This window comes from Dyadobacter sp. BHUBP1 (genome assembly GCF_050587785.1).
GTDB lineage: Bacteria > Bacteroidota > Bacteroidia > Cytophagales > Spirosomataceae > Dyadobacter.
Genome location: NZ_JBOBIH010000003.1, coordinates 178,238 through 201,933 on the forward strand (window position 1 = coordinate 178,238; position 23,696 = coordinate 201,933).

Below are 23,696 nucleotides of genomic sequence, written 5' to 3' on the forward strand. Positions count from 1 at the left end.
AAATTCAAATTGCTATAAAAAATATCCTTTAAAGATAATAAGAAGGGTGTTTCGGGAGGCAAAACAGGCCCATTTTTCCGAATATTCATTCAAAAAGGCCATTTGCACATCAAATTTCGTAAGGTCCGTATCCCGTGATGATATTTGAATCATACTTACTGAACTAGGGGCTCAGGCAACGGCAGATCAGACATTCTGTTGCGCTAGTTAAAGGTTAGGTAATAGAGGAACGTTGAGTAAATAATGTGGATATCTTCCCTGAGGTTCAGGGAAGATATTTTTTTGAGAAGCATTGAAAGAAAAGCGTACAATTTCATAGTGTAACCAACCTAGCTAAACGAACAGCCAAGATCGTCACACTTCCTGGTAAACTGGCGGATTCCTGATTGTGCGATTGAGGCAAAAGGCCGGATGCGTCCGGCCTTTTTTTGTATCCTTTTGTGCACAAAAGGGCTTTCTGACTTGACGTTTGGGGATTTTATCCTTTAATTCGGCCGAGTAGGTCGCGCCACGCCGGCTTCATTTTATTATTTTAACATCTAGACAAATGGAATACAGACAACTGGGAGGATCGGGCTTGAAGGTACCGGTGCTCAGCTTTGGTACAGGTACTTTCGGCGGTACGGGTGATTTCTTCAAGGCATGGGGCAACACACAGGTCGATGAAGCAACGAAGCTAGTCGGGTTGTGTATGGATGCAGGGCTCAATTTTTTCGATACCGCTAACGTCTACTCGCAGGGTTTGTCTGAGGAAATCCTTGGCAAAGCGATTATCGGGCTGCGCGACAAGATTATTCTTTCCACCAAAGCAACGTTCAGAATGGGGGATAAGCCGAACCAGTCGGGGTCGGGGCGTTTTCACCTGATCAAGGCTTGTGAGGATAGTCTGCGCAGGCTTCAAACGGATTACATCGATATTTACCATATGCACGGCTTCGATGGCACGACACCGGTGGAGGAAACGCTCAGCGCATTGAACGACCTGATCCGCGCAGGAAAGGTACGTTACATTGCGTGCTCCAACTTTTCGGGCTGGCACCTGATGAAATCGCTCTCGGTTTCGGAGCGGTATGGGTGGGCGAAGTACGTTGCGCACCAGGCGCATTATTCACTGTTGAGCAGGGAACTGGAATGGGAATTGATGCCGCTCGGCGTCGATCAGAAAGTAGGTACGATCGTATGGAGCCCGTTGTCTGCGGGACGCCTGGGCGGTAAATATCGCAGGAACCAGCCTCTGCCGCCGGAAGGCCGTATTGCGCAAGGAGGAGGCGAAGGGCCTGCCATACCCGAGGATTTTTTCTTTAACCTGATCGATGTGCTCGACGAGGTAGCTGCGGAAACGGAAAAGACCGTTGCGCAAGTGGCATTGAACTGGCTGTTACAACGCCCGACTGTCAGCAATATCGTAATAGGCGCGCGGAATGAGGAGCAATTGAAACAAAACCTCGGTGCTGTGGGTTGGAACCTGACGCTGGAACAGGTGAAACGCCTGGATGCGGCCAGTGAAAAATCGCCGATCTATCCTTATTGGCATCAGCGGAAGAATACCGCATTAAATCCGCTCCCTGACTTCTACGGGCATCTTATGGCCCGACGATAAAAGTAACCGGAGGCCGGGCTTACCTATCTGGCCTCCGGAATATACAATCCGTGCTGCATGGCATATACAATGAGGTCGGTGGTACGGCGTACTTTCAGTTTATCCATTACGCTACGGTGGTAATATTGAACCGTATGAGCGCTTAGTTTCAGCTCATAGGCGATTTCCTTGATGGTGTGCCCGCCGCAGACCTTGTGGAGTACCTCTTTTTCTCTTGGAGAGAGGTGCATAACCACTTCCTCTTCGCTGAATACACTGTTGATCAGGGAGTCGCGTATGGTTTTGCCGATGTATTGCTTGCCCGCCCGCACCTGGAAAATTGATTCCCTGAATTCTTCGAAGAGCGTCGATTTAGACAAGAAGCTGTTTGCTCCACGGCGGATCGTATGTTTGACGGTTTGGGCGTCTGTCACAGTCGATAGAACTATCACTTTCATTTCCCTTGGTAACGTCGATCGACACACGTCGAGTAATTCGAGACCATTCTGACCGTTGAGCGCCAGGTCCATAACCAGGATGTCGGGGGGAGTGCTACGTCTTTCTGTCAGGAAATCTTTTCCGTCCGTGTACGCTTCTACCATTTCGACGTCCGGAATCAGCTTCAACAGATTTTGAAGGGCGTCTGCAAGAAGGAGGTTTTCATCTACTAAAACTATATTCATAGAATTACTTTAAGTATTATACGACCTAATTTGAGACCCAATTTTGTACAATTTGATCATTTGATAGTTATAGTCTAAGCGCCGGATGCTTACAGATATTTAACATGTTTTGATATACTCAATTCCGCTACACAAAATACTCAAATGTAAAGCAAATAGGCCACCTATTGGAGCCCGCCACTTATTTGCCGGTAGTAACTTTCGGTGAATTTGTAACGACGGCGTAGATAAAATTAGTTCGATACCCCCAAATTTTTGGGGGTATATGCATACTAAAAATATGTGGGTTTGTTTTGATCCATTTATAGATACATTTGCAAATAAGTACTATTTAGTTTGAGAATATAGTATAACTAAATTGACGTACTGGATTCACCCATATTCTTAAAGTCATCAATACCTAAACCATTCAGAATACGATTACAAAAATTATTGCTCATCTCTCTTGACCGGCACTCCGGTTATTCGTTAGACGACATCTTCACAAGAATGATCATCGGGCGCTTGCGCGTATAGGACTCGGCGTGGGCTTGCAGATGAGTCGCTACTTTGGTTCAGACCATGCTACCGGTTCTGCCGGGATTAGGTTTTATTTGTATAATTAATTGAATTTCAGGCATTTATTTTTATTTGATCACATAACGGTTTCTTTCTATTCTAAATTTCTATCACTATGAAAAGTTCTATCGGCCATTTAGTTAGGAAATTAGTATCGAGTCCGTCCCGATGGAGAGCAGGTGTGTTTTTGCTTTCTTTCGCGGCGCAGGGTGCATTTGCACAACAGTATATTGCCTCTACGAGCACGGTAGTGAATTCGGAAGCGCTCGCTACATCTTATGTTAACGACAAGGACAACGCCATCGGCGCATCCGATAGTCAGGTAGCGACAATATCTGCTTCGGGTCTTGTTGTCAACGTATTGCCGGGTGTAAGTGTAACGTACTCCAGTGACGCCGCATTGGTGCTGAATTTTGGGTCGTTAGTCCCAGCAGGCAAAACGACTTACGTACGTATTAATAGCCTGACGCAAACCGGTTTGAACCTGGATTTGAGCTCATTGCTCAATGCGCTGGGATTGCTGGAAAATGAGACTATTTCGGTGTCTTCGGATGGAGGTGCGACCACGCGGGAGCTGGTGCGCAATGCAGCGGGCGACTTGTTTATTGCTATTACTCCTACAAATGCATATAGCAGTGTGACCGTGGGGCTCAATTTTGATAATTCAACAAGTCAGCTGTTAGGGGTAGCTTTGGGCCGCATCACTATGACGGTGGATTATGCCGCAAACTATGAGAACCTGGTACTTGGGCCCTGTGATGCGGCTTCATTTGCTTTCGCAGGTGTGAACCCGCACGCAGCAGGCATTGCGCTGACTTTGACGGATGCATTGCAGAATCCTGAACGTGCCATTGACGGCGATGTAAGTGCAGGTAACTTCTCGCTGCTCCAGAATGGAGCGGTTGCAGTGGCGTCAACGGTTTCGCAAACCGTATTTCTCGGTAAAACTTCTCCGGGAACCAATGAAGTTGTGGCTACGATTTCCAAACCGGCGGCATTGCTCAACCTTGGTGTTTTAGAAAACATCACTTTCCAGGCTTATCTGGGCGAAACAGCTGTAGGTGTTCCGCACACTGCTGAGAATTTGCTCGTTGACCTGGATCTTCTGACGCTTTTTGGCAATGACGGGCTGGCAACAGTAAGATTTGTGCCGGGCGGTGCTTACGATCGAATCAAGGTAACATCCGTGACTATTTTGAATGCTAACCTTTTCACCGGTTTGAGAATTCACGAATTGAGCTCTCGTCCTCCCGTTGTCATGACCGGCGGCGTACTTCCCGTAACAAGAGTAGGGGATCCACTGAATGTTAGTATTACGACTGCGGTGGCTGGAAACGGTCAGCCAGGATTTAGCCTGAACTGCGGCAACCCTGCGGACTATACTTTTGCTTTGTCTGGCGTGGCGCAAAACGCTCGCGTGTTGGCGGGTTCACTACCCAACACGATTACCTTGAGTCCTAATGGAACGTTGACGGGGACGCCGACTACTGGTCAGGATGGAACTTATGACTTCGATATCGAGACTACCAATAATTTCGGACAGACCGATACTACTGTCTTCCGGCTTGTTATCGAAAAAGCCCTGCCTGTAACCCTGGTTAGTTTCAAAGCTCTGTCCGAAGGCCAGACCGCTGCATTGTCGTGGACTACTTCTGAGGAGACCAACAGCGATCGTTTCGATGTCGAACGCAGCCAGAATGGTAAGAACTGGGTAAAAATAGGTTCTTTGTCCTCGCACAAGGAAAGCAAGGTTAATCAATATTATTCTTTTGCGGACGCAGCTCCTTTGAGAGGCGACAACTATTACCGTCTTAAAATGGTTGACCGTGATGAGACATTCGCGTACAGCCACATCGAACATCTGAATTTCGACGGTATCGCGTTGGTTTATCCTAACCCTGTAAGCGCGTCGCAAAACCTGACGTTCAATGTTGGCGATTGGAGCAAAGTAAGCCAGGTGAAAGTGGTGAATGCTGCGGGAAAGGTGGTGTTCGAAGCTTCCAATGCATTACTTTCAGGGCTCAATGCACGGAATCTTGTGGCAGGTGCATACGTAGTACAGGTGACACATGTTGATGGCACTGTAAGCTCACAGAAATTTGTGAGACAGTAATTGTCATTTCTCACACGATACACAAACAAACCGCTGGCGATGAGTCAGCGGTTTGTTTTTTATAAGCCGGATTCAAAAAGGGAGGGCTACTACTTTTTTTGAAACAGCAGAACGGTATATTTGAGCTTTAAAGTATCCCCGATTATCAACGTTAGTTAATATGCCCAGCAAAAGAGGTAAAAAGAGCAAGTTCAAAAAGGTCCTGATTCCCGTGTTGAAATGGGCCAGCGCCATTATCCCGGTTTGTGCGTTCATTTACATCCTTTACTATTATAAGCAATTCGACTTTCTGAAACCGAAAGAACGCGTTAAAACAGAAACAAAAGTGCTGGCCTCCGGAGATTCGCTGCAGGCCGGCATTGGCGGATCGGAGAAACTGGCTGCTCAAATACACGTTATAAACAATGAATGGCACCAGGTAGGCGGGCTAGCGATCCACAATATGGTCATTGAAAATACATCCGCTTCGCCGGTAAAAAGTGTGGAAGTGGAGTTCAAGTACCTGAATGATGTGCAGGCCGTGGTGACGTCCAAAGTTATCACTATTAAGACGCCGGTTCCGGCAAAAAAATCAGCAAAAGTATCAGGACTGAGTGTTGGTTATGTCAACAATTCCGTAGTGGGGTGTGACGTAAAAGTGCTTAGTGCGAGATTGTAGGCCTGTGGTGTAAATCCGTTGGTACGATTATTTAGGTTTATCTGTTAAACCTGACTAATAGCGTGTACTATGGCACAGTTACTTCAAAACATATACAATCTGGGACCGGTGCTGGCGATGATCGCCATCGCGGGTGCGGCGGCAGGTGGGTTCTGGCTGGTCGTTGAATTGAAAAAGCGAAGCGCCTATACTCGTTATTCCCAGAGCGACCGTTTGTTTCTCAGACGCAATGCCAACCGGCTTCGTAAAATGCAGCTACATTAGGATAGGGGTATAAAAAAACATCCCAATTACAAAGTAACCGGGATGTCCGATTTTACTCAACGTTATTGAAAACCTTTTGATGGGTTTTCGATACAAACTTAATGATTTCTTTATTCAAAACATTGTTTTTTGTTTACGAAATAATATTTTTTGGAGCCGTTGAGCGCCATCTAGTTAGTGAACGGTTTGCAACTGCCTATCATGCCTGGGTATCAAGCTCTATCGCTTTGACCTGGTCGATAAAATTTTGCAAATCCGACACCGAATATTGATGCTTTTCCACCTTTTCATAGTTGAAATACACTGAAAGCATACGATTGTATTTGATCAGTGAATTGCTTTTATGCGACTTTAATTCACGGCCCTTATATTCGCCATGCTCATCCATACGGTCAACGAGATAAGACATCATATAGTAATGCATGCCGCTATCCTGGTCGAATCCTTCGAATTCCAACGATGCGAGATCGAGTGATTCTTTATCGGTTTCCGGCAACAAGCGAATGGAGTCGTTGATGCGGCTATACATTTTCATAATGTCGGAGATTTCATTGTAAACACTCAGGGGGACTTCTTCGTACAGGTTGTTGAATACCTTGGGATACAGGCCTGTATAGCCCTTTTCGAGTATTTCAACCCGCTTTTCGTATAGCTCACGTTCGTCTTCGTTTCCAATAGCAGAGAGGATTTTACATTGATTAATCAGCAGTTGTCTTTCAATCAGGGAAATACTTTCGGGAATCATATATAGTTGGTTCGACATTTTCAGCAAGTTAATGTTAATAGACACATTTTGTTCCCGTTTTACTTGCAATGTTCCGGAAAGTTTGCTCCTTTACAATCGCATTGTTCAGTTATCCTGTACATAAGCCGGTCAATATACATTTCGACTCAACACATGGAACAGTCACGCCCCAATTTAACCAACCTTATCAATGATAGCAGCGGAAACGAAGAGTCCCTTGCCGATTATGTAAAGCGCATGGAAACAGAGGGAAATCTTCAAAAGCTTGCTCAAAAATTGGAAAGCGACCTGAGAAAACCTGGTAAATCTACCGTATCCGCGCCGGACGTATCCACGCGGGACGTATCCACGCCGGACGTATCCACGCTGGACCTCTCCTTCGAGAAGTTCGAAAAGAAGCGCAAGCGGCGCGGCGATCAATAGCCGTACCAATCCCCCCACCAATATTGTAACTTTTTCCTAATCTCCTCTTCCCGCGCATTCCTGCCCGGCTCGAAGAATTTGGTACCCTTCAGCTCGTCGGGAAGGAAATCCTGTTTCGCGAAGTTTCCTTCAAAATCGTGTGAATACTTGTAGTCTTTTCCGTAGCCGATCTGTTTCATCAGCTTCGTGGGTGCATTACGCAGGTGCAGGGGCACAGGCAGGTGCGCAGTACGCGTTGCAGCTTCGATCGCCTCGCCGATGGCTATGTAGCTTGCGTTGCTTTTAGGCGAAGTGGCTAGGTAAACCGCCGTTTGAGAAAGTATAATGCGGCATTCGGGATAGCCTATTACATTCACGGCCTGCATGCAGGCATTAGCCATGATCATCGCCGTCGGGTTGGCATTTCCGATGTCCTCCGAAGCCATAATGAGCATTCTGCGGGCAATAAATGACGGATCTTCGCCCGCGACGATCATCCGCGCCATCCAATACACCGCTCCGTTAGGATCGCTACCGCGGAGCGACTTGATAAAGGCTGAGATAATATCATAGTGCTGCTCGCCTGATTTGTCGTAGCGCGCAATGTTCTGTTGCGCCACTTCGGTAACCCATTCGTCGGTGATTTCAATCTTTTTGGCCTCGCCTTTGCCTAGTACTACCAATTCCAGCAAGTTCAATAGCTTGCGGCCATCGCCACCGGAAAGGCGCATTAAAGCGTCATATGATTTGAATTTGATGTTCTTTTCTTTCAGCCAGGGGTCTTTTTCCAGTGCACGAGCAATGAGGTTCTTCAATTCTTTTTCGCCGAATGCTTCCAGAATATATACCTGGCAGCGAGAGAGCAATGCGGAATTGATTTCGAACGACGGGTTTTCGGTGGTGGCGCCAATCAGCGTAACCTGCCCCTTTTCCACCGCCCCGAGTAATGCGTCCTGCTGGCTTTTGTTGTACCGGTGTATCTCGTCGATAAAAAGGATCGCCGGGAACAGGCCGGAAGGTCGTGCAAGCACTTCGCGCAAGTCCTTCACGCCGGAACTGATCGCACTCAGGTTATAGAATTGCCGCTTGGTAGTTTCGGCGATGAGTAATGCGAGGGTGGTTTTCCCCACCCCGGGAGGTCCCCAAAAAATCATCGAGGGGATGGTATTTTGTAAAATAGCCCGCCGTAAAGGTCCTTTCGGGCCAAGTAGCTTTTCCTGCCCTACGAAGTCGTCGAGCGTCCGCGGGCGGAGGCGTTCGGCAAGGGGCGTGGTAATCGTGTTCATGGGTGAAGTGTCGGAATTTAGCTTGTCAATGTAAGGCAAATTTAACACAAAAAAAGCGCGGCAGAGTTCGCCACGCTTTCTATGCATGTATTTAAACGTTTAAACAGGCTGCTATCAAAAAGTCAGCCGGTCGAGCGTCATCTGCTTTTTCAGGTTACCCAACGCACCAAAAACCAGGTTGTAAACTGATTGTATATTTATCTTCATCAAATCTGCGATCTCGTGGTTGTTCAGGTTCATATAGAATTTGAGAAAGATAGCCTCGCGCTGGCGGCGTGGCAGGCCGTTGATGGCCACATTCAGATGCTGGTTGGTCGATTCGAACTCTTCTTCCGAAATCAGTTGGTTCTCGTGGGAAGGGGTGTTGATGTGCCAGTACTCAACCGGGATATCCTCATTGCTGGTGTGCTTTTGTTGTGCATTCAAATGGCGGACCAATTTGCGTTTGATGGAGGCCATCAGGTAGAAGCGGACCGAAGTGGTGTCACCGAGCGTCATGCGGTTTCTCCATAATTCTACAAACAAATCGTGGATACAATCCTTGATAAGGGGCTTGTCGATCGTGAATTGCGAACAGTACTGGTAAAGAATGTGAACGTAAGAGCGGTAGAGGCATGCGTAGGCATTTTCATCGCCTTTTCTGAACTGATCCCAAAAACAGAGTTCTTCTTCTTGCTTGTAGCGTAGGTGAGCCATTGTTTGGACAGGATTTGGAATTGGGGTTAGGAATGATTGTGAATAATGTCATTATTACACTTGTAAATATATTTATAAAAAAACATATTTTAAAAATATTTTCATCATAAAATTATATTTCTAAGGTTAATGATACTATTTCCTGAAAATCGCTGCTTTCTATAAACTTAGCGTGGTAAACTTGAAATTTTCCCCGTCAAAAAGGCCTTTATCGCTCAGTTTTAGCGATGGTATCACCAGTAATGCCATGAACGACAGCGACATAAACGGCGATTTTAATGTTGACCCGAGCGTTTCTTTTACAAAACGATCGACTTTCGTGTAACTTTCGGCCACTTCATGGCCGTCCCGGTCGGTCATTAATCCGGCGATCGGGAGCCCGATCAAATGCTGCGATCCCGCCCCCACAGCCGATAATCCGCCCCGTGCTTCCACCACCAGGTTCACTGCCCGCGCAATGCTTTCATCATCACATCCTATACATATTATATTGTGCGAATCGTGCGCAACCGACGACGCCAATGCGCCTTGTTTCAACCCAAAATTGCGGATGAATGCAACGGCGGGGAGTGCAGTTGAATAGCGGTTTACGACAACCACCTTTAATACGTCCTTTTCCGGGTCAGATACTATCGCGCCGTTGATAATTTTTGCCTCCGTTATCCACTCATTTGTAACCAATTGACCGTCCAAGGCTTCGATCACCCTGATTCTTGTTTCGGAATTATTTGCAGGACATTTAAAGTCTGCCGCAGTTTTCGGCGCGCATTCAAAAAAGTTAGGGTGCCGGCTGCGCAAATCGGGGATTAATGATGTGCCATTTTGGGCAACAAGTTCGCCGTCGATCCAGGTTTCGAGGATGTTAAATGCTTTCGGGTTGTCGATCAGGATAAAATCGGCGGCATCTCCTTCGCGCAGCAAGCCGGCATTCACATTATAATGCATTACGGGGTTAATGCAGGCGGCTTGCAGTATATTCCAGAGATCGTACCCGAGCGCGAGAGCCCGTTTGACGAGCACATTAACATGCCCTTCGACAAGGTTGTCGGGGTGCTTGTCGTCGGAGCAGAACATAATGCGATCCGGAAACTCGGCGATAAGCGGGATCAGCGCGTCGAAATTTCTTGCCGCGCTGCCTTCCCGGATCAGGATTTTGACGCCGTAACCGATCTTCTCGCGTGCCTCCGCGTACGAAAAACATTCATGATCGGTACTGATGCCATAGCTGGCATATTGTTTCGCCGCCTCGCCGCGCAGGCCGGGTGCGTGGCCGTCTATTACCTTATTATAATGTTTGGCCCATTTGATTTTGGCCATCATGTCGGGATCTCCATTCAGCACCCCCGGAAAATTCATTACCTCCGCCAGGTAACCAATATCGTCACTCGCCAGCAACTCACTCACCTGTTCCGCATCCACAGTAGCCCCGGCGGTTTCGAAAACGGTCGCAGGTACGCACGAGGGGGCGCCGAAGCAGAACTTGAATGGCACGCGTTTCCCGTCTTCGATCATGAAATGCACGCCTTCGACGCCGAGTACATTCGCAATTTCGTGAGGATCCGACACCGTCGCAATCGTCCCGTGTACCACGGCCAGTCTCGCAAACTGCACAGGAGTGAGCATTGAGCTTTCCACGTGTACATGTGCGTCCGTGAAGCCGGGTAACGCATAAGGCAGAGCAGGGTTTTCGGGGCCTGATACGGTGATTTTACTGATCCGCTTGCCGACGATGTGAATCTCGGCTTCTTGAATACGCTTTTCGAAGATATTGATCAGGTTAACTTTCATAATACGGTGTTAAAAGTGGGCAAATGGCCTGAAATAGGGATTTTCCGGAATTCCTTCTGGTATTGCATCGGGCTTTTGCCGGTGTGGAGTTTGAAATACTTATTGAAATTGGCGAAGTTGTTGAAACCGCTTTCAAAACAAACCTGAGCCACCGGAATACGGCTTTCGGAAAGCAGTTTGCAGGCGTGGCCGATGCGCAATTCCAGCAAAAACTGTGAGTAGGTTTTGCGGCTGCGGCTTTTGAAATACCTGCAAAACGAATGCGGGCTGATGTTGGCTACTTCAGCGATTTCCTCGATCGAGATCTTCTTCTGGAAATTAGAGATCGAGTATTGATAAATATGGTTGATGCGGTCGGTGTCGTATTGGTCGTACTCGTTGTGGTACTGCGTGTTGGAGAGCAGGTTAATCTCCTCGCAATGGGCCAGCGTTTCGAGTATTTGCATTAAAGAGATAATCGGATTGCCGCTGGTCTGGTTGAGGAGCTCGTGCAAGAGCATTTTTACTTTATCGGTACCTTCGCCGAGTATCTTCATTCCAAGACGAGCTTTCACGAGCAAATCGTGGATGGACTTGTTTTCGGGCAGCGCCAGGAAGTTTTTGCCAAAAATTTCTTCCGAAAAATGGACGACAGTCGCCTGTGCATAAAGCTGGCTGCCGCGCTGGAAGTACTTTTCGTCGCAACGCCAGTAATGAGGGAGGTTGGGGCCTATCAGCAGCAAGTCACCACTCTGGAAACTGCGGATATTGTCGCCCACAAATTGCGTACCGGAGCCCTGTTCGATGTGAATGAGCTCTAACTCAGGATGGTAATGCCATCGGTTATAGAAATACAGCACTACATCGCGCCGGATGCTGAATGATTTCTGTAAGCCTTTCGGGACTTTAAGTAGCTGCGGTTTCACAAATAATTACACAATTAAAACCGTTAGGGAGAAATATATGCCAATATAGTTGAAAAAATTGCTAATGTCTGAGTTCATTGTATTCAAATAATTCTGTTGCTTTGCTGATATATTCTATTTGGCGTGATTGAAAACCAGTAGGATATACCAGATTACATTCACCTGAACATTAATATGGCGTCCCAATTCCTGAAAGTTCACCCTTCCGATAATGTTATCGTGGCATTGCGCGACCAGCCCGCGGGCTCGGACGTGACGTACGAGGGGAATCTCTACCATCTTCAATACGGCGTTTCGGCCAAGCATAAATTCGTTACGGAGGATATCGAAACCGGCGGCGCCATCATTATGTATGGCGTGCTCGTAGGCCGTGCCACTCAGCCGATCAAAAAAGGCGAGCCGATCACAACATTCAACCTGAAACACGACGCACACGATTACAGCACTGCTAATCGTCAGCCGTATTCATACACGCAGCCCGACGTGAGCCATTGGCAAAACCGCACTTTCAAAGGTTACCACCGTGAAGATGGTCGCGTAGGGACATACAATTACTGGCTAGTAGTGCCGCTCGTTTTCTGCGAGAACCGCAACGTGCTCATCATGAAGGACGCATTCGAGCGCGAGCTCGGGTACGCACAAACGGATATTTACCGCGATCAGGTACGCGAATTCCTGCATTTGTACCAGCAGGGCGATATGCGTACGATCAAGAATCTGGAAACTTTTGTTGACGCTCCGGCGGCAGCGAAAAAGAAACCAGAACGCCCGTTCAAGAATGTCGACGGTGTTAAATTCCTCACGCATGAGGGCGGTTGCGGCGGTACGCGTCTGGATGCGAATACATTGTGCTCTCTGTTCGCGGCTTATGCGGTGCATCCCAATGTAGCAGGTATCACGGTACTGAGCCTTGGTTGTCAGAACTCCGAGCTGAAAACGCTCGAAGACGAAATCCGCAAGCGCGATCCGCATTTCAGCAAGCCGTTCTTTGCATTCGAGCACCAGAAGGGCACTGAGTATTCGCTCATGTCGGGTGCGATCAAGGAAACTTTCATGGGTTTGACTAAAATCAACGAATTTGAACGTTCCGATGCGCCACTTTCTAAACTTTCAGTAGGCTTGAAATGCGGCGGATCGGACGGGTTCTCAGGGATTTCTGCCAATCCGGTACTTGGTCACCTTTCCGACCTCGTCGTGGGCCTCGGTGGACAGACACTTCTTGCCGAATTCCCCGAATTGAATGGGGTAGAGCAGGAGCTGCTCAATCGCTGTGTGACCGAAGAAAAAGCCGCAAAATTCGAAAAACTCATGCGCGACTACGCGGGTAAAGCCGAAGCAGTAGGTTCCGCATTCGCGTTCAACCCGTCGCCGGGTAATATTAAGGATGGTCTGATCACCGACGCGATCAAATCCGCCGGTGCAGCTAAAAAAGGGGGTAATGCTTACGTTTCCGACGTTTTGAACTACACCGAACGCGCAACGGAATCAGGTCTGCACCTCGTGTGCACGCCAGGCAACGACGTGGAAGCCACTACTGGTCAAACCGCCGCAGGCGCAAACATTATCCTTTTCACCACTGGTCTTGGTACCCCAACAGGTAACCCGATCTGCCCGGTAGCAAAAGTAGCCACCAACTCGGCTCTTGCCCAACGAATGCCCGACGTGATCGATTTCGACTGTGGTCCGGTTGTAGACGGCACGCAATCAATCGAACAGAATGCGGAAGCATTGCTGGAATATGTGATTAAAGTAGCCAGCGGCGAGCTGACCAAAGCGCAGCAATTGGGACAAGACGACTTTATCCCGTGGAAACGCGGCGTTTCACTATAATAACCGGTTTTCGGCGCCGGGCTCCCAGAATCCAAGTCTCGGCCTTCCGTCGGTTAAAACCGACGGTAACAGATTGGAAATTTGCATAGCAAATTCAAATTGTCCGACGCAGTAACTCGGAGAAGCGCAAATCTATTGCCGGGGGTTTTAACCCCCGGATCCAAAGCAAAAGAATCGCAAAGCAAAAGAATTGCAGAGCAGAAAGATTTCAATCAAGAGAATTGTAGAGCAACAGAATTGCACTGCAACAGCAACGCATCGGCAACAGCAATGCAATAACAATAACAGTAACAAGGCAAAAGCTGTGCTTTTGCCTAAGACCAACAGACAAGCATCATTAACCCAAGGCTTCAGCCTTGGGCCTAGACCAACTATCTATGTTTAATCTAACAGGAAAAACAGCACTGGTAACCGGCGGAGCGAGTGGGATCGGATTGGCGATCTCTAAAACTTTCGCTAAACAGGGCGCTTACGTGCATATTTTGGAACTCAATATTGATCTGGCCAATCAGGTGGTGAGCGAAATCACTGCGGAAGGCGGACAAGCTGAGGCACACGCACTGGACATCTCCAAACAGGCGGATGTCGTGAATATTATCAACGCCATCGCCGCGCAGCATCCGATCAATATCCTTGTCAACAACGCAGGTATCGCGCATATCGGCAAGGCGGACACGACTGCGGAAATCGATTTTGACAGGGTGATTAATATCAATGTCAAAGGCGTTTATAACTGCCTCATGGCCACCATTCCGCATTTGAAATCCAACGGCGGAGGAGTGATTTTGAACATGGCTTCCATTGCCGCAACAGTAGGAATACCCGACCGCTTTGCTTATTCTACTGCAAAAGGTGCGGTTTACTCCATGACGTTGTCGGTAGCCCGCGATTACCTGGCGGACGGTATCCGTTGCAACAGCATCTCGCCGGCACGCGTGCACACACCTTTCGTGGATGGTTTTATCTCGAAAAATTATCCGGGCAAGGAGCAGGAAATGTTTGAAAAACTGTCCAAAACCCAGCCTATCGGCCGTATGGCGAAGCCGGAAGAAATCGGTGCATTGGCATTGTACCTTTGCTCGGATGAAGCAGGTTTTATCACAGGTTGCGATTATTTGATTGACGGGGGATTTGAGAAGCTAAATAATTAGGAGGCAGTCGGCAGTCGGCTATCGGCTGTCGGACCTTGAAATGAATAATAACTAGCAAAAAGCTGACGGCCGATAGCCGACGGCCGAAGTATAACTAAAAAAATGCCGACGGCCGAAAGCCGAAAGCCGAAGTACAAAATATGAAACTCTTTCGATTTGGTGCATTTGAAAATGAAAAACCGGGCGTAGAATTGCCCGACGGTACGAAGCTGGATGTTTCTGCATTTGGTGAAGATTATAATGAAAAATTCTTCGCGACCGATGGTATCACTCGTTTGTCGGCATGGCTCGAAATCAATGCGGCCTCCGCGCCGAAAGTGGCGGATGGTTTCCGCTATGGTTCCTGCGTGGCACGTCCTTCGAAGATCGTGTGCATTGGCATGAACTATGCCAAACATGCCTACGAATCCGGCGCGACGGAGCTTCCGAAAGAGCCCATCATCTTCTTTAAATCAACTACTGCATTATGCGGACCTTTCGACCAGGTGATTATTCCAAGAAATTCGGAAAAAACAGACTGGGAGGTAGAGCTGGCCGTAGTAATCGGTAAAAAAGCAAGCTACGTGGATGAGGCTAATGCATTAGACTACGTAGCTGGTTATGCCGTTCACAACGACTATTCGGAACGGGCGTTCCAAATGGAGCGTGGCGGACAATGGGTGAAAGGTAAAAGCAATGATACTTTCGCACCGCTGGGACCATACATGGTTACTTCGGACGAAGTAGGCAATGCCAACGACCTCGATTTGTGGCTGAGCCTGAACGGCAAGAAAATCCAGGACAGCAATACATCCGACATGATTTTCCAGATCCCATTCCTGGTTAGCTATCTGAGCCAGTTTATGACACTGCTCCCGGGAGATGTGATCACGACCGGCACACCGGCGGGCGTAGGTCTGGGCATGAAGCCGCCGGTTTACCTCAAACCAGGCGACGTTGTAGAATTGGGTATTGAAAAACTGGGTTCACAAAAGCAGGAAGCGATTGCCTGGAAGGCGACGGTGTAAGGGAGTTTGCTACGTTCGGGGTCATAACTAGTCAGGGATGGTCAGGTATAGTCATTAATAGTCAGGTGTGGTCGTGTTCTGTCAAGTGTAGTCACTGAGAGTCAAGCCCTGACAATGAATGACAATGCCTGACAACACCTGACCACACTTGACAACGAATGACCACAAATGACAATGGATGACAACACATGACCATACTTGACAGCCGAACCAAGTTACCAGCATAGTAAAGAAGTATATGACGATAGACGCTCACCAGCATTTCTGGATATTCGACGAGGAACGTGATTCGTGGATCACACCCGACATGCAGGTTATCCGGCGGAATTTTCTACCGGAGGACCTCTGGCCGGTCCTCAAAGCCAATAAAGTAGATGGCTGCGTGGCGGTGCAGGCGTCACAGAACGATGCCGAAACGGAGTTTTTGCTGCATTTGGCCGAAGCCAATGACTTTGTGAGAGGCGTGGTAGGATGGGTAGATCTCAAAGCGGTGAATTTGTATGATCAGCTCGAAAGATACTCGCAGTTTGAGAAATTGAAAGGCTTCCGTCATGTGGCGCAGGGTCAGCCCGAAGGTTTTCTGCTGCAACCGGAGTTTATCCGGGGCGTGGGCACGCTGGTCGCATTCGATTTTACCTACGACATTCTCATTTACCAAAACCAGTTGAAAGAAGCATTCAACTTCGCGGTAAAACTGCCGAATGTGCATTTCGTGCTGGATCACATTGCCAAGCCGCTCATCAAAGCGCAGGAGTTGCAACCCTGGGCCGATGATATCCGTCGACTCGCAGAATTGCCTAATGTGCATTGCAAAGTATCCGGCATGGTGACCGAAGCCACCTGGATGCATTGGGAGAAAGCCGATTTCAGGCCTTATCTCGATGTGGTTTTCGAAGCATTCGGAACGGAGCGCATTATGTATGGCTCCGACTGGCCAGTATGCCTGGTCGCGGGCGAATACGAAGGCGCGAAGGGAATCCTGACCGACTACCTGAGTATGTTCTCCGACGACGAAGTGCGCGATGTAATGGGTAACAACGCGAGGCGCTTTTACAACCTCGATATTTAATAGGATTATGAAAAGATATTGTCTTGCAGTGGACCTGGTCGATGACCCGCAAATGATTGCGGAATACGAAGGCTACCACAAAAAGATCCAGCCTGAAATCCATAAGAGCATTACCGATGCCGGCATTACTGTGATGGACATTTACCGGGTTGGTAACCGCCTGTTCATGATCATGGAGACGGAAGACGATTTCAGTTTTGAAACAAAATCCCAAATGGACGCCGACAATCCGAAAGTACAGGAATGGGAGCAGCTCATGTGGAAATACCAACAAGCATTGCCCACTGCCAAACCCGGCGAAAAGTGGGTGTTAATGGAACAGATATTTGCCCTCTGAGAATAAAGGTCGTAGTATGAACTAGCATTCGAACAGGTTGAGTAGACTATTTTACGCATTATCCATCCTTATTTTATCGTTTGCATTGCTTTCATCTCAGCCCCGCCAGGCTGTGGAAGTGAAGCTGATGAGTTTCAACATCCGGCATGGCCTGAATAATCGGGAAGAGTCGAATCTGAGGGATATTTTAAGGATAATCAAGGAGAATGACCCGGATCTTGTGGCATTACAGGCGGTCGACAGCCTTACAGACAAGGGAAAGGTGCAGTTCCAGTTGAGGCAGATCGCCGCACAGACGGGCATGTATTATGCCTATGCAGTTGCCGATACCAATGAAAACGGGACGCAGGGCGTCGGGATACTTTCCAATTGGCCGTTTGAAAAAACACAAATCATCAATTTGCCGCGGACGGCGGGTGCCGACCCGAAAGTGCTGCAATGTGGGTTGATCAAACTGTCGCGTTCTGTGACCTTCCGGTTTTGCAACTCCCGGCTCGAATATGCGTCTGTCATGGACCGGGCATTGCAGGCCGCTTACATTAATCAAATGCTCGTCAACAGCGTCCAGCCCGTACTTTTGGGTATGGATATGGGCGCCAGACCGAATGAACAGCCTTACTTTTCGTTCCGCAGGAACTGGCAGGACGCTGCCCGCGGGTCGCAGTTGCAGACCTGGAACGAAGGTTTACCGGGCGACCGGCTCGATTACATTTTCGCCTTGCTCAACAACAAGGTCCGCATTAAAAACTACAAGGTGATCCGAAATTATCCGGACGTTTCTGATCACTATCCCATTCAGGCCACCATCGAATTTTGGTAGAAAATGAATTACTCAAATTGGAATATCGGATTATTTATTCCCTGCTATGTCGATCAGTTTTATCCCCAGGTAGGGATTGCGACGCTCGAATTGCTTGAAAAACTCGGCTGCACAGTCACATTTCCGCTGAATCAGACCTGCTGCGGCCAGCCGATGGCTAATTCCGGATTCGAACACTTGTCACGCTCATGCGACAATCTTTTTTATGATCTTTTCAAAGATTGCGATTATGTGGTATCGCCATCGGGGAGCTGTGTGCTGCATATTAAAGACCATTTGAAGGCGGATAATAAGGCCGACGAATCGAAAGTACTCAGGGAGAAAGTATATGAATTAGTCGAATTTCTGACCGACGTTTTGAAAATAGAGACTATCGAAGCCGAGTTCCCGCATCGTGTGGGCTTGCACCAGGGATGCCACGGGCAACGCGGATTGCATTTGTCTCAAATGTCGGAGTTGAATGCGGCGCCATTTTCGAAGCCGGTATCGCTTTTGAAACAAGTGAAAGGCATCGAGCTGATCGACCTGGATCGCACCGACGAATGCTGCGGTTTTGGCGGGACGTTTTGCGTGAGCGAGGAGGCTGTATCCGTGAAAATGGGTAAGGACCGCGTGGCGGACCACATCCGGCACAATGCGGAATTCATTACCGGTTCGGATATGAGCTGCCTGATGCATTTGGGAGGTATTCTCAAACGGGGCAATTCGAATGTGCAGGTGATGCATATTGCTGAGATCCTGAATGCAGGGATCAAAAAACAAAAACCGGAGCCCGCATATTGAGCCCCGGTGTATACAAAGTTTATGCGCTGGGATGGAATCTGAGAAGCGCCCCGCTATTAGTTGATTGAAGAAACAACGCGGCTGGTTGTAGTCAAAATATCAAACGATTGTGCAGTCTTCTCTTTACCATCCGTGATTTCGAACGTGTAAGTGCCGTCCATCAGCGTTGATAAATCGAAGTATTTCAGGTAGTTGTTTTCAACTTTGCGATTTTCTGAGAAAAGCACATTCTTTTCGTTATCCAGAATACGCACAACTACATTTTTTGAAATTGGATTATTATAAGAAACGCGGAATTGCAATGGTTTAACCTGCAGAACAGTCAGCTTGGTTGAAGCGTTTTCAGTTTTATCTGCGGTAGCGAAGTTGTCCTGGGCATTTACAGCGAATGCCGATCCTGATAGAAGCAAGCCCGTGATGGCTGCGATAATAAGAGTGTTTTTGGTTTTCATAGGAGTAATAATTTAATGTCTAAAAAAAGTTAAACTGAACTTAGTTCAGACTCCGATGCCCCGATCGAAAAACTTTGTTGATTCAAAAGTATAAGATATTGCAATACAAGAAAATAGCATTTTTTCGATTTGTAAAAAGTTGTTTATTAAACAAACTGCAAACTTGAAATAATGCAATGAATGTGAAAAGTACAATTCTTATTCTTCTTTAAATACCATTATCAAATTGTTAAGGCAGCTATGTCCAAAACAGTCATGGAGCACGCGGACGCCTCCGAAGTGTTCAACAGAGACGAATCTTACGTAAACTGGCACGACGAAACGCTATGGTTCGTCCGTCAGAAACGCGATAAATCATCCAAACAATTGCCCGAGTGGGAGCAGCTTCGCGAAGCCGCGTCGGGTATCAAGCATTATGTGCTCTCTCATCTTGACGAGCTACTGATCGCCTTTGAACAAAAAGCGAAGGAAAACGGCGTGCAGGTGCATTGGGCGGCCAATGCGGCTGAGCATAACGAGATCGTTCTCGGGCTTTTGAAGAAACATAAGATCGACAAGATGGTGAAAAGCAAGTCGATGCTCACCGAGGAATGTCATATGAACGAATTCCTGCAAAAGAACGGCATTGAGGTGATCGACACCGATCTGGGCGAACGCATTGTGCAGCTCCGCAACGAGCCGCCAAGCCATATTGTATTACCGGCTATCCACTTGAAAAAGAAGGATATCGGCGATCTTTTTCACGAACATTTGGGCACGGAAGCCGGCGCCACCGACCCGCAATACCTCACCGAAGCCGCCCGCCAGCATTTGCGCGATAAGTTTCTGACGCGCAGAGCTGCGTTGACAGGTGTAAATTTTGCCATCGCCGAAACCGGCGGTTTTGTTGTCTCTACGAATGAAGGTAATGCCGATATGGGCGCGCATCTGGCCGATATTCACATTGCCTGTATGGGTTTTGAAAAGATTATCCCCAAACAGGAACACCTCGGCGTATTCCTGCGCCTGCTCGCACGAAGCGCCACGGGCCAGCCGATTACCACTTACAGCAGCCATTTCAAAAAGCCGCGCGAGGGGCAGGAAATGCATATTGTGATTGTAGACAATGGTCGGAGCACGCAATTAGGACGGAAGGATTTCAGAAATTCCTTGAAATGCATTCGCTGCGGGGCTTGTATGAACACTTGCCCGGTTTACCGAAGAAGCGGCGGGCATAGCTACCACAATGCAGTGGCCGGACCAATCGGCTCCATTCTCGCACCGAACCTGGATATGACCAAGAATGCGGATCTGCCGTTTGCAAGCACGTTATGCGGCAGCTGCTCGAATGTATGCCCGGTGAAAATCGATATTCATGATCAGTTGTATAAATGGCGGCAGGTGCTGGCGAAGGAGGGACACGTGCATAAAAGTAAGGAAATCGGTATCCGGGCCATGTCGACGGTGCTGGCTGCACCACGGTTTTACCAATGGTCGGGCAGGCTGGGGCGGACAGTGATGCGCGCCATGCCTTTCATGGTCAACAATGCATTGAATCCCTGGTACAAACAACGCGACATGCCCGAGCCGCCGAAGGAAAGCTTCCGCGACTGGTATGTTCGTAACAGAAAGAATTGATTATGAGCTCACGAGATAGAATTTTAAGTCAAATCAGGCAGAACAAACCTGAGGAGGTAGCGCTGCCGCCGGTAACCACGTTTGTCAGCCATTTTGAAGATACCGAAGACAAATTCCGCGAAATGCTCGCTGCGATTTATACCGAAGTAATCGTGGTGAAAAACCTGGAAGAGCTTGCGGCAAAAGCGGAAGAGCTCTACAAAGACGTGGTAAATCGGGCTACTACCATTCCTGCGTTAAGCGCCTGGGCCGATTTCAGCCTCAATGTTTCAGACCCGCACGAACTGGAAACCGTGGAAATAGCCATTGTGCAAGCCGAGTTTGGCGTGGCCGAAAATGGGGCAGTCTGGATTTCGGACCAGTATTTGCCGCATCGGGTGCTGCCTTTTATTACCCAAAATCTCGCGTTCGTGATCCCGCGTAATGCGCTCGTGGACAATATGCATGACGCATACGTGCGCTTGCGGGACACGCTGGGATGGGGCTGTTTTATTGCAGGTCCGTCAAAAACTGCGGATATTGAGCAATCGCTGGTCATCGGCGCGCACGGGGCGCGCAGCATGGTGATCTTCCTGCTTGAAGGCGAGTAGCATTGTATGGATCAACAGGTAACTCTCAGACCGTTCACCAGAAATATTGCCGAAAGGCTGGCGCAACTCGCGAACAACAAAAATGTGGTAGCGCAGGTAAGGGATAATTTTCCCTCACCTTACACACTTTCCGACGCCCATTATTGGATCGACTTCTGTAACGGGCGGCATAGCGGCGAAAGCTTCCACCGCGCGATCTACTATAAGGATGAATTTGTGGGCGGAATAGGCGTACTGCGCCAGGAGGACATTCATCGCAACAATGCCGAGATCGGCTACTGGCTCGGTGAGCCTTACTGGGGACTCAACATTACCACAGCCGCCGTTGTGCAAATGACAGACTGGATTTTTGCCAATACCACCATTACAAGGCTTTTCGCGGGCGTTTTCGAAACCAACCCTGCCTCGATGCGCGTTCTGGAAAAAGCCGGTTACAAACTCGAAGCGATTCACCGCAAGGCCATTATTAAAAACGACCAGGTACTCGACGAACATTTGTTTGTAAAGCTGGCCGGGGAATGAGCTTTAAAAATGTATTTTTACGCTCTGTAAAATTACACTTTCCAATATGCCCAAGATTATCGTTGCGATCGACGGTTATTCGAGTTGCGGGAAATCCACAACGGCGAAACTGGTTGCCAAGCAATTGAATTACCCTTACATCGACACCGGCGCGATGTACAGGGCTGTTACACTGTATTTTATCCAAAATCATATAAGTCTTACCAACCCGAAGGAAGTAGAAAATGCCCTGTCAAAAGTGCATATTTCCTTCCGCAGGCATCCCGAACTCGGCCGCAACGATACCTATTTGAACGGTCTGAATGTGGAGGACGAGATCCGGAAAATGTATGTTTCCGAGCGGGTGAGCGAAGTAAGTGCGATCGCTGAGGTGCGGCATGCATTGGTGGCGCAGCAGCAGCGAATGGGTAAGGCCAAGGGCATTGTCATGGATGGCCGGGACATCGGTACCGTTGTATTTCCGCAGGCCGAACTGAAAATTTTCATGACGGCCGACCCGATGATCCGCGCGCACCGCCGCCAGCTGGAACTGATGGAAAAAGGTGAGATCGTGGATCTGGCCGAAATCCTGGAAAATCTCAAGACACGCGATTACATCGACACGACCCGCGCCGAAAGCCCGCTCCGGCAGGCCGAGGACGCCATTTATATTGATAACTCATTCATGACCCTCGACGAGCAGGTGGAAGTGGTGGTGCGCCTGGCCGACGAGCAAATCGGGTTGTCACTCAGACGTCGCGCTGCCGATAATGCTTGATATGCAGCATTTTGACTACGAATATCTCATCATAGGGCAGGGCATAGGCGGCACTTCAGTAGCCTGGCATCTTCACGATTTGGGAAAGAGTTTCCAAATCGTCGGCGATTCTTCAATGCCTTCTTCCTCACGCGTCGCAGCAGGGATTTTTAATCCGCTGACGGGCAAAAAGCTGGTCAAGACCTGGCTGGCCGATGATCTTTTCCCTTATGCCAGAGTTTTTTACGGAAACCTGGAAACGAAACTAGGTTGTAAATTCATGCACGTCACTCCGATTTACCGGCCTTTCCGGTCGATCGAAGAGCAGAATACCTACCTCGCGCAAACGGCCGATCCCGGGATTAGTCCCTACGTGGCCAATTCTCCTGACCCCGGAGAAGAGATGCCTTATGTAAATGCGGATTTTGGTGGTTTAGAAGTGGTCCAATCGGGCTGGATCGATCTGCCGGTATTGCTGGATGCGAGTCGCTCGTATTTCCAGGAACGGCATTTGTATGTGGAAGCCGCTTTCGGCACCGATGATCTTTCGAGAACCGATGACGGCGTTGAGTGGCAGGGTAAGCGGTTCCGAACGGTCATTTTTTGTCAGGGTTTTTTTGCGTTGGAAAACAGCTGGTTCAACTGGTTACCGTTTACACCCGTAAAAGGACAAATCCTGGAAATAGCCACAGAGGCTATATTGAAGTCGTATATCATTAATCAGGGCATCTTCGCATTGCCGTTGACTGAAAATAGGATGAAAGTAGGGGCTACCTATTCCTGGAACCCGCTCGACTGGGAAATTACAGACGCCGCGACGGAGGAACTGGAGGCCAAATTGCAGGGCCTGCTAAGAACCGGTTACACATTAACGGGCGCTCAGGCGGGTATACGCCCATCTGTGCGCGACCGCCGGCCATTAATAGGGATTCATCCTGAGTTTCCTAACGTGTCTATTTTCAATGGGTTAGGCACAAAGGGCGTAACGCTCGCTCCTTTTCTGGCAAATGCGTTTTGTAACCACCTGATTTACGGCAAAGAATTGAACCCGCTAGTGAATATAAAAAGGTATTTTTCGTTATATTTCCGTTGACGTCAGCCTAAG

General features: G+C 48.4%; 24 protein-coding genes. 17 read left to right on the plus strand and 7 right to left on the minus strand.

The genetic code is table 11. From position 1 onward, the window contains the following. Positions 1–547 precede the first annotated feature (547 nt). A complete protein-coding gene (locus tag ACQ4MZ_RS12970) occupies positions 548–1,600 on the plus strand; it encodes an aldo/keto reductase (protein WP_430845503.1) in 1,053 nt (350 codons plus the stop codon). Positions 1,601–1,623: 23 nt separating this feature from the next. Here ACQ4MZ_RS12970 and ACQ4MZ_RS12975 read toward each other — a convergent pair whose 3' ends face one another. Then, positions 1,624–2,262, minus strand: coding sequence for a response regulator (locus ACQ4MZ_RS12975; protein WP_430845504.1), 639 nt, complete (start codon positions 2,260–2,262; stop codon positions 1,624–1,626). A gap of 673 nt (positions 2,263–2,935) precedes the next feature. On the opposite strand from ACQ4MZ_RS12975, the gene ACQ4MZ_RS12980 reads away from it, so the two are divergent. The 3 genes from ACQ4MZ_RS12980 to ACQ4MZ_RS12990 all read left to right on the plus strand — a co-directional run bounded on the left by ACQ4MZ_RS12980 (position 2,936) and on the right by ACQ4MZ_RS12990 (position 5,855). Beyond that, complete coding sequence (locus tag ACQ4MZ_RS12980) at positions 2,936–4,933, plus strand: T9SS type A sorting domain-containing protein (protein ID WP_430845505.1); 1,998 nt, start codon at positions 2,936–2,938, stop codon at positions 4,931–4,933. Positions 4,934–5,093: 160 nt separating this feature from the next. Further along, a complete protein-coding gene (locus tag ACQ4MZ_RS12985; RefSeq protein ID WP_430845506.1) occupies positions 5,094–5,591 on the plus strand; it encodes a hypothetical protein in 498 nt (165 codons plus the stop codon). 69 nt (positions 5,592–5,660) lie between these two features. Next, positions 5,661–5,855 (plus strand): hypothetical protein, encoded by a 195-nt coding sequence (locus ACQ4MZ_RS12990; protein ID WP_430845507.1) that lies wholly within the window; start codon positions 5,661–5,663, stop codon positions 5,853–5,855. A 199-nt stretch (positions 5,856–6,054) separates the two neighbouring features. Here the strand turns inward: ACQ4MZ_RS12990 and ACQ4MZ_RS12995 are convergent, their stop codons facing one another. Next, positions 6,055–6,618, minus strand: coding sequence for a YfbU family protein (locus ACQ4MZ_RS12995; protein ID WP_430845508.1), 564 nt, complete (start codon positions 6,616–6,618; stop codon positions 6,055–6,057). Between the two features lie 135 nt (positions 6,619–6,753). Here ACQ4MZ_RS12995 and ACQ4MZ_RS13000 point away from each other — a divergent pair, with 135 nt between their 5' ends. Next, the gene (locus ACQ4MZ_RS13000; protein WP_430845509.1) at positions 6,754–7,023 is read left to right on the plus strand and encodes a hypothetical protein; all 270 of its coding nucleotides are present in this window, start codon (positions 6,754–6,756) and stop codon (positions 7,021–7,023) included. Here the strand turns inward: ACQ4MZ_RS13000 and ACQ4MZ_RS13005 are convergent. The 4 genes from ACQ4MZ_RS13005 to ACQ4MZ_RS13020 form a co-directional block, all read right to left on the minus strand. After that, on the minus strand, positions 7,017–8,288 hold the full coding sequence (locus ACQ4MZ_RS13005) for a replication-associated recombination protein A (RefSeq protein ID WP_430845510.1): 1,272 nt from the start codon (positions 8,286–8,288) through the stop codon (positions 7,017–7,019). The two genes, ACQ4MZ_RS13000 and ACQ4MZ_RS13005, sit on opposite strands and share 7 nt — an antisense overlap. Positions 8,289–8,402: 114 nt before the next feature. Continuing rightward, positions 8,403–8,984 carry an RNA polymerase sigma factor gene (locus tag ACQ4MZ_RS13010; RefSeq protein ID WP_138364844.1) on the minus strand — a complete coding sequence of 194 codons (582 nt, stop codon included), beginning with the start codon at positions 8,982–8,984 and terminating at the stop codon, positions 8,403–8,405. 159 nt (positions 8,985–9,143) lie between these two features. Further along, positions 9,144–10,772: an adenine deaminase gene (gene ade, locus ACQ4MZ_RS13015; protein ID WP_430845511.1), complete on the minus strand. Its 1,629-nt coding sequence runs from the start codon at positions 10,770–10,772 to the stop codon at positions 9,144–9,146. Then, a complete protein-coding gene (locus ACQ4MZ_RS13020; RefSeq protein ID WP_430845512.1) occupies positions 10,769–11,677 on the minus strand; it encodes an AraC family transcriptional regulator in 909 nt (302 codons plus the stop codon). Before ACQ4MZ_RS13020 ends, ade begins: the two co-directional genes overlap by 4 nt. Before the next feature lie 174 nt (positions 11,678–11,851). Here ACQ4MZ_RS13020 and ACQ4MZ_RS13025 point away from each other — a divergent pair, with 174 nt between their 5' ends. The 7 genes from ACQ4MZ_RS13025 to ACQ4MZ_RS13055 all read left to right on the plus strand — a co-directional run bounded on the left by ACQ4MZ_RS13025 (position 11,852) and on the right by ACQ4MZ_RS13055 (position 18,674). Further along, the gene (locus ACQ4MZ_RS13025) at positions 11,852–13,507 is read left to right on the plus strand and encodes a UxaA family hydrolase (protein WP_430845513.1); all 1,656 of its coding nucleotides are present in this window, start codon (positions 11,852–11,854) and stop codon (positions 13,505–13,507) included. Between the two features lie 377 nt (positions 13,508–13,884). Further along, positions 13,885–14,658 (plus strand): SDR family NAD(P)-dependent oxidoreductase, encoded by a 774-nt coding sequence (locus tag ACQ4MZ_RS13030; RefSeq protein WP_430845514.1) that lies wholly within the window; start codon positions 13,885–13,887, stop codon positions 14,656–14,658. 140 nt (positions 14,659–14,798) lie between these two features. Beyond that, positions 14,799–15,665, plus strand: a complete 867-nt coding sequence (locus tag ACQ4MZ_RS13035; RefSeq protein WP_430845515.1) for a fumarylacetoacetate hydrolase family protein — start codon at positions 14,799–14,801, stop codon at positions 15,663–15,665. Positions 15,666–15,903: 238 nt separating this feature from the next. Beyond that, positions 15,904–16,734 (plus strand): amidohydrolase family protein, encoded by an 831-nt coding sequence (locus tag ACQ4MZ_RS13040; protein WP_430845516.1) that lies wholly within the window; start codon positions 15,904–15,906, stop codon positions 16,732–16,734. 7 nt (positions 16,735–16,741) lie between these two features. Beyond that, entirely contained in the window at positions 16,742–17,071 is a 330-nt protein-coding gene (locus ACQ4MZ_RS13045) for an L-rhamnose mutarotase (protein ID WP_430845517.1), read from the plus strand. Between the two features lie 37 nt (positions 17,072–17,108). Then, a complete protein-coding gene (locus ACQ4MZ_RS13050; protein WP_430845518.1) occupies positions 17,109–17,891 on the plus strand; it encodes an endonuclease/exonuclease/phosphatase family protein in 783 nt (260 codons plus the stop codon). A gap of 3 nt (positions 17,892–17,894) precedes the next feature. Next, the gene (locus ACQ4MZ_RS13055; protein ID WP_430845519.1) at positions 17,895–18,674 is read left to right on the plus strand and encodes a (Fe-S)-binding protein; all 780 of its coding nucleotides are present in this window, start codon (positions 17,895–17,897) and stop codon (positions 18,672–18,674) included. A gap of 56 nt (positions 18,675–18,730) precedes the next feature. Here the strand turns inward: ACQ4MZ_RS13055 and ACQ4MZ_RS13060 are convergent, their stop codons facing one another. Continuing rightward, positions 18,731–19,126 carry a hypothetical protein gene (locus tag ACQ4MZ_RS13060; RefSeq protein WP_430845520.1) on the minus strand — a complete coding sequence of 132 codons (396 nt, stop codon included), beginning with the start codon at positions 19,124–19,126 and terminating at the stop codon, positions 18,731–18,733. Between the two features lie 240 nt (positions 19,127–19,366). Here ACQ4MZ_RS13060 and ACQ4MZ_RS13065 point away from each other — a divergent pair, with 240 nt between their 5' ends. The 5 genes from ACQ4MZ_RS13065 to ACQ4MZ_RS13085 are packed head-to-tail and all read left to right on the plus strand — an operon-like array spanning position 19,367 to position 23,684. After that, complete coding sequence (locus ACQ4MZ_RS13065; RefSeq protein ID WP_430845521.1) at positions 19,367–20,743, plus strand: lactate utilization protein B; 1,377 nt, start codon at positions 19,367–19,369, stop codon at positions 20,741–20,743. A gap of 2 nt (positions 20,744–20,745) precedes the next feature. Next, positions 20,746–21,333 carry a LutC/YkgG family protein gene (locus ACQ4MZ_RS13070; RefSeq protein WP_430845522.1) on the plus strand — a complete coding sequence of 196 codons (588 nt, stop codon included), beginning with the start codon at positions 20,746–20,748 and terminating at the stop codon, positions 21,331–21,333. Positions 21,334–21,339: 6 nt separating this feature from the next. After that, positions 21,340–21,855 (plus strand): GNAT family N-acetyltransferase, encoded by a 516-nt coding sequence (locus ACQ4MZ_RS13075; protein ID WP_430845523.1) that lies wholly within the window; start codon positions 21,340–21,342, stop codon positions 21,853–21,855. A 46-nt stretch (positions 21,856–21,901) separates the two neighbouring features. Beyond that, the gene (gene cmk, locus ACQ4MZ_RS13080) at positions 21,902–22,612 is read left to right on the plus strand and encodes a (d)CMP kinase (RefSeq protein WP_430845524.1); all 711 of its coding nucleotides are present in this window, start codon (positions 21,902–21,904) and stop codon (positions 22,610–22,612) included. Position 22,613: 1 nt separating this feature from the next. Next, a complete protein-coding gene (locus ACQ4MZ_RS13085; protein WP_430845525.1) occupies positions 22,614–23,684 on the plus strand; it encodes an NAD(P)/FAD-dependent oxidoreductase in 1,071 nt (356 codons plus the stop codon). Positions 23,685–23,696: the final 12 nt, after the last annotated feature.

What these genes read in the sequence shown, in the direction of transcription:
- ACQ4MZ_RS13000 (WP_430845509.1), top strand. Translation starts at nt 6,754, where the DNA reads ATGGAACAGTCACGCCCCAATTTAACCAACCTTATCAATGATAGCAGC.
- ACQ4MZ_RS12985 (WP_430845506.1), top strand. Translation starts at nt 5,094, where the DNA reads ATGCCCAGCAAAAGAGGTAAAAAGAGCAAGTTCAAAAAGGTCCTGATT.
- ACQ4MZ_RS12980 (WP_430845505.1), top strand. Translation starts at nt 2,936, where the DNA reads ATGAAAAGTTCTATCGGCCATTTAGTTAGGAAATTAGTATCGAGTCCG.
- ACQ4MZ_RS13045 (WP_430845517.1), top strand. Translation starts at nt 16,742, where the DNA reads ATGAAAAGATATTGTCTTGCAGTGGACCTGGTCGATGACCCGCAAATG.
- ACQ4MZ_RS13085 (WP_430845525.1), top strand. Translation starts at nt 22,614, where the DNA reads ATGCAGCATTTTGACTACGAATATCTCATCATAGGGCAGGGCATAGGC.
- ACQ4MZ_RS13060 (WP_430845520.1), bottom strand. Translation starts at nt 19,126, where the DNA reads ATGAAAACCAAAAACACTCTTATTATCGCAGCCATCACGGGCTTGCTT.
- ACQ4MZ_RS13070 (WP_430845522.1), top strand. Translation starts at nt 20,746, where the DNA reads ATGAGCTCACGAGATAGAATTTTAAGTCAAATCAGGCAGAACAAACCT.
- ACQ4MZ_RS13025 (WP_430845513.1), top strand. Translation starts at nt 11,852, where the DNA reads ATGGCGTCCCAATTCCTGAAAGTTCACCCTTCCGATAATGTTATCGTG.
- ade (WP_430845511.1), bottom strand. Translation starts at nt 10,772, where the DNA reads ATGAAAGTTAACCTGATCAATATCTTCGAAAAGCGTATTCAAGAAGCC.
- ACQ4MZ_RS12970 (WP_430845503.1), top strand. Translation starts at nt 548, where the DNA reads ATGGAATACAGACAACTGGGAGGATCGGGCTTGAAGGTACCGGTGCTC.
- ACQ4MZ_RS12975 (WP_430845504.1), bottom strand. Translation starts at nt 2,262, where the DNA reads ATGAATATAGTTTTAGTAGATGAAAACCTCCTTCTTGCAGACGCCCTT.
- ACQ4MZ_RS13030 (WP_430845514.1), top strand. Translation starts at nt 13,885, where the DNA reads ATGTTTAATCTAACAGGAAAAACAGCACTGGTAACCGGCGGAGCGAGT.
- ACQ4MZ_RS12990 (WP_430845507.1), top strand. Translation starts at nt 5,661, where the DNA reads ATGGCACAGTTACTTCAAAACATATACAATCTGGGACCGGTGCTGGCG.
- ACQ4MZ_RS13065 (WP_430845521.1), top strand. Translation starts at nt 19,367, where the DNA reads ATGTCCAAAACAGTCATGGAGCACGCGGACGCCTCCGAAGTGTTCAAC.
- ACQ4MZ_RS13035 (WP_430845515.1), top strand. Translation starts at nt 14,799, where the DNA reads ATGAAACTCTTTCGATTTGGTGCATTTGAAAATGAAAAACCGGGCGTA.
- ACQ4MZ_RS13040 (WP_430845516.1), top strand. Translation starts at nt 15,904, where the DNA reads ATGACGATAGACGCTCACCAGCATTTCTGGATATTCGACGAGGAACGT.
- ACQ4MZ_RS13055 (WP_430845519.1), top strand. Translation starts at nt 17,895, where the DNA reads ATGAATTACTCAAATTGGAATATCGGATTATTTATTCCCTGCTATGTC.
- ACQ4MZ_RS13010 (WP_138364844.1), bottom strand. Translation starts at nt 8,984, where the DNA reads ATGGCTCACCTACGCTACAAGCAAGAAGAAGAACTCTGTTTTTGGGAT.
- cmk (WP_430845524.1), top strand. Translation starts at nt 21,902, where the DNA reads ATGCCCAAGATTATCGTTGCGATCGACGGTTATTCGAGTTGCGGGAAA.
- ACQ4MZ_RS13005 (WP_430845510.1), bottom strand. Translation starts at nt 8,288, where the DNA reads ATGAACACGATTACCACGCCCCTTGCCGAACGCCTCCGCCCGCGGACG.
- ACQ4MZ_RS13075 (WP_430845523.1), top strand. Translation starts at nt 21,340, where the DNA reads ATGGATCAACAGGTAACTCTCAGACCGTTCACCAGAAATATTGCCGAA.
- ACQ4MZ_RS12995 (WP_430845508.1), bottom strand. Translation starts at nt 6,618, where the DNA reads ATGTCGAACCAACTATATATGATTCCCGAAAGTATTTCCCTGATTGAA.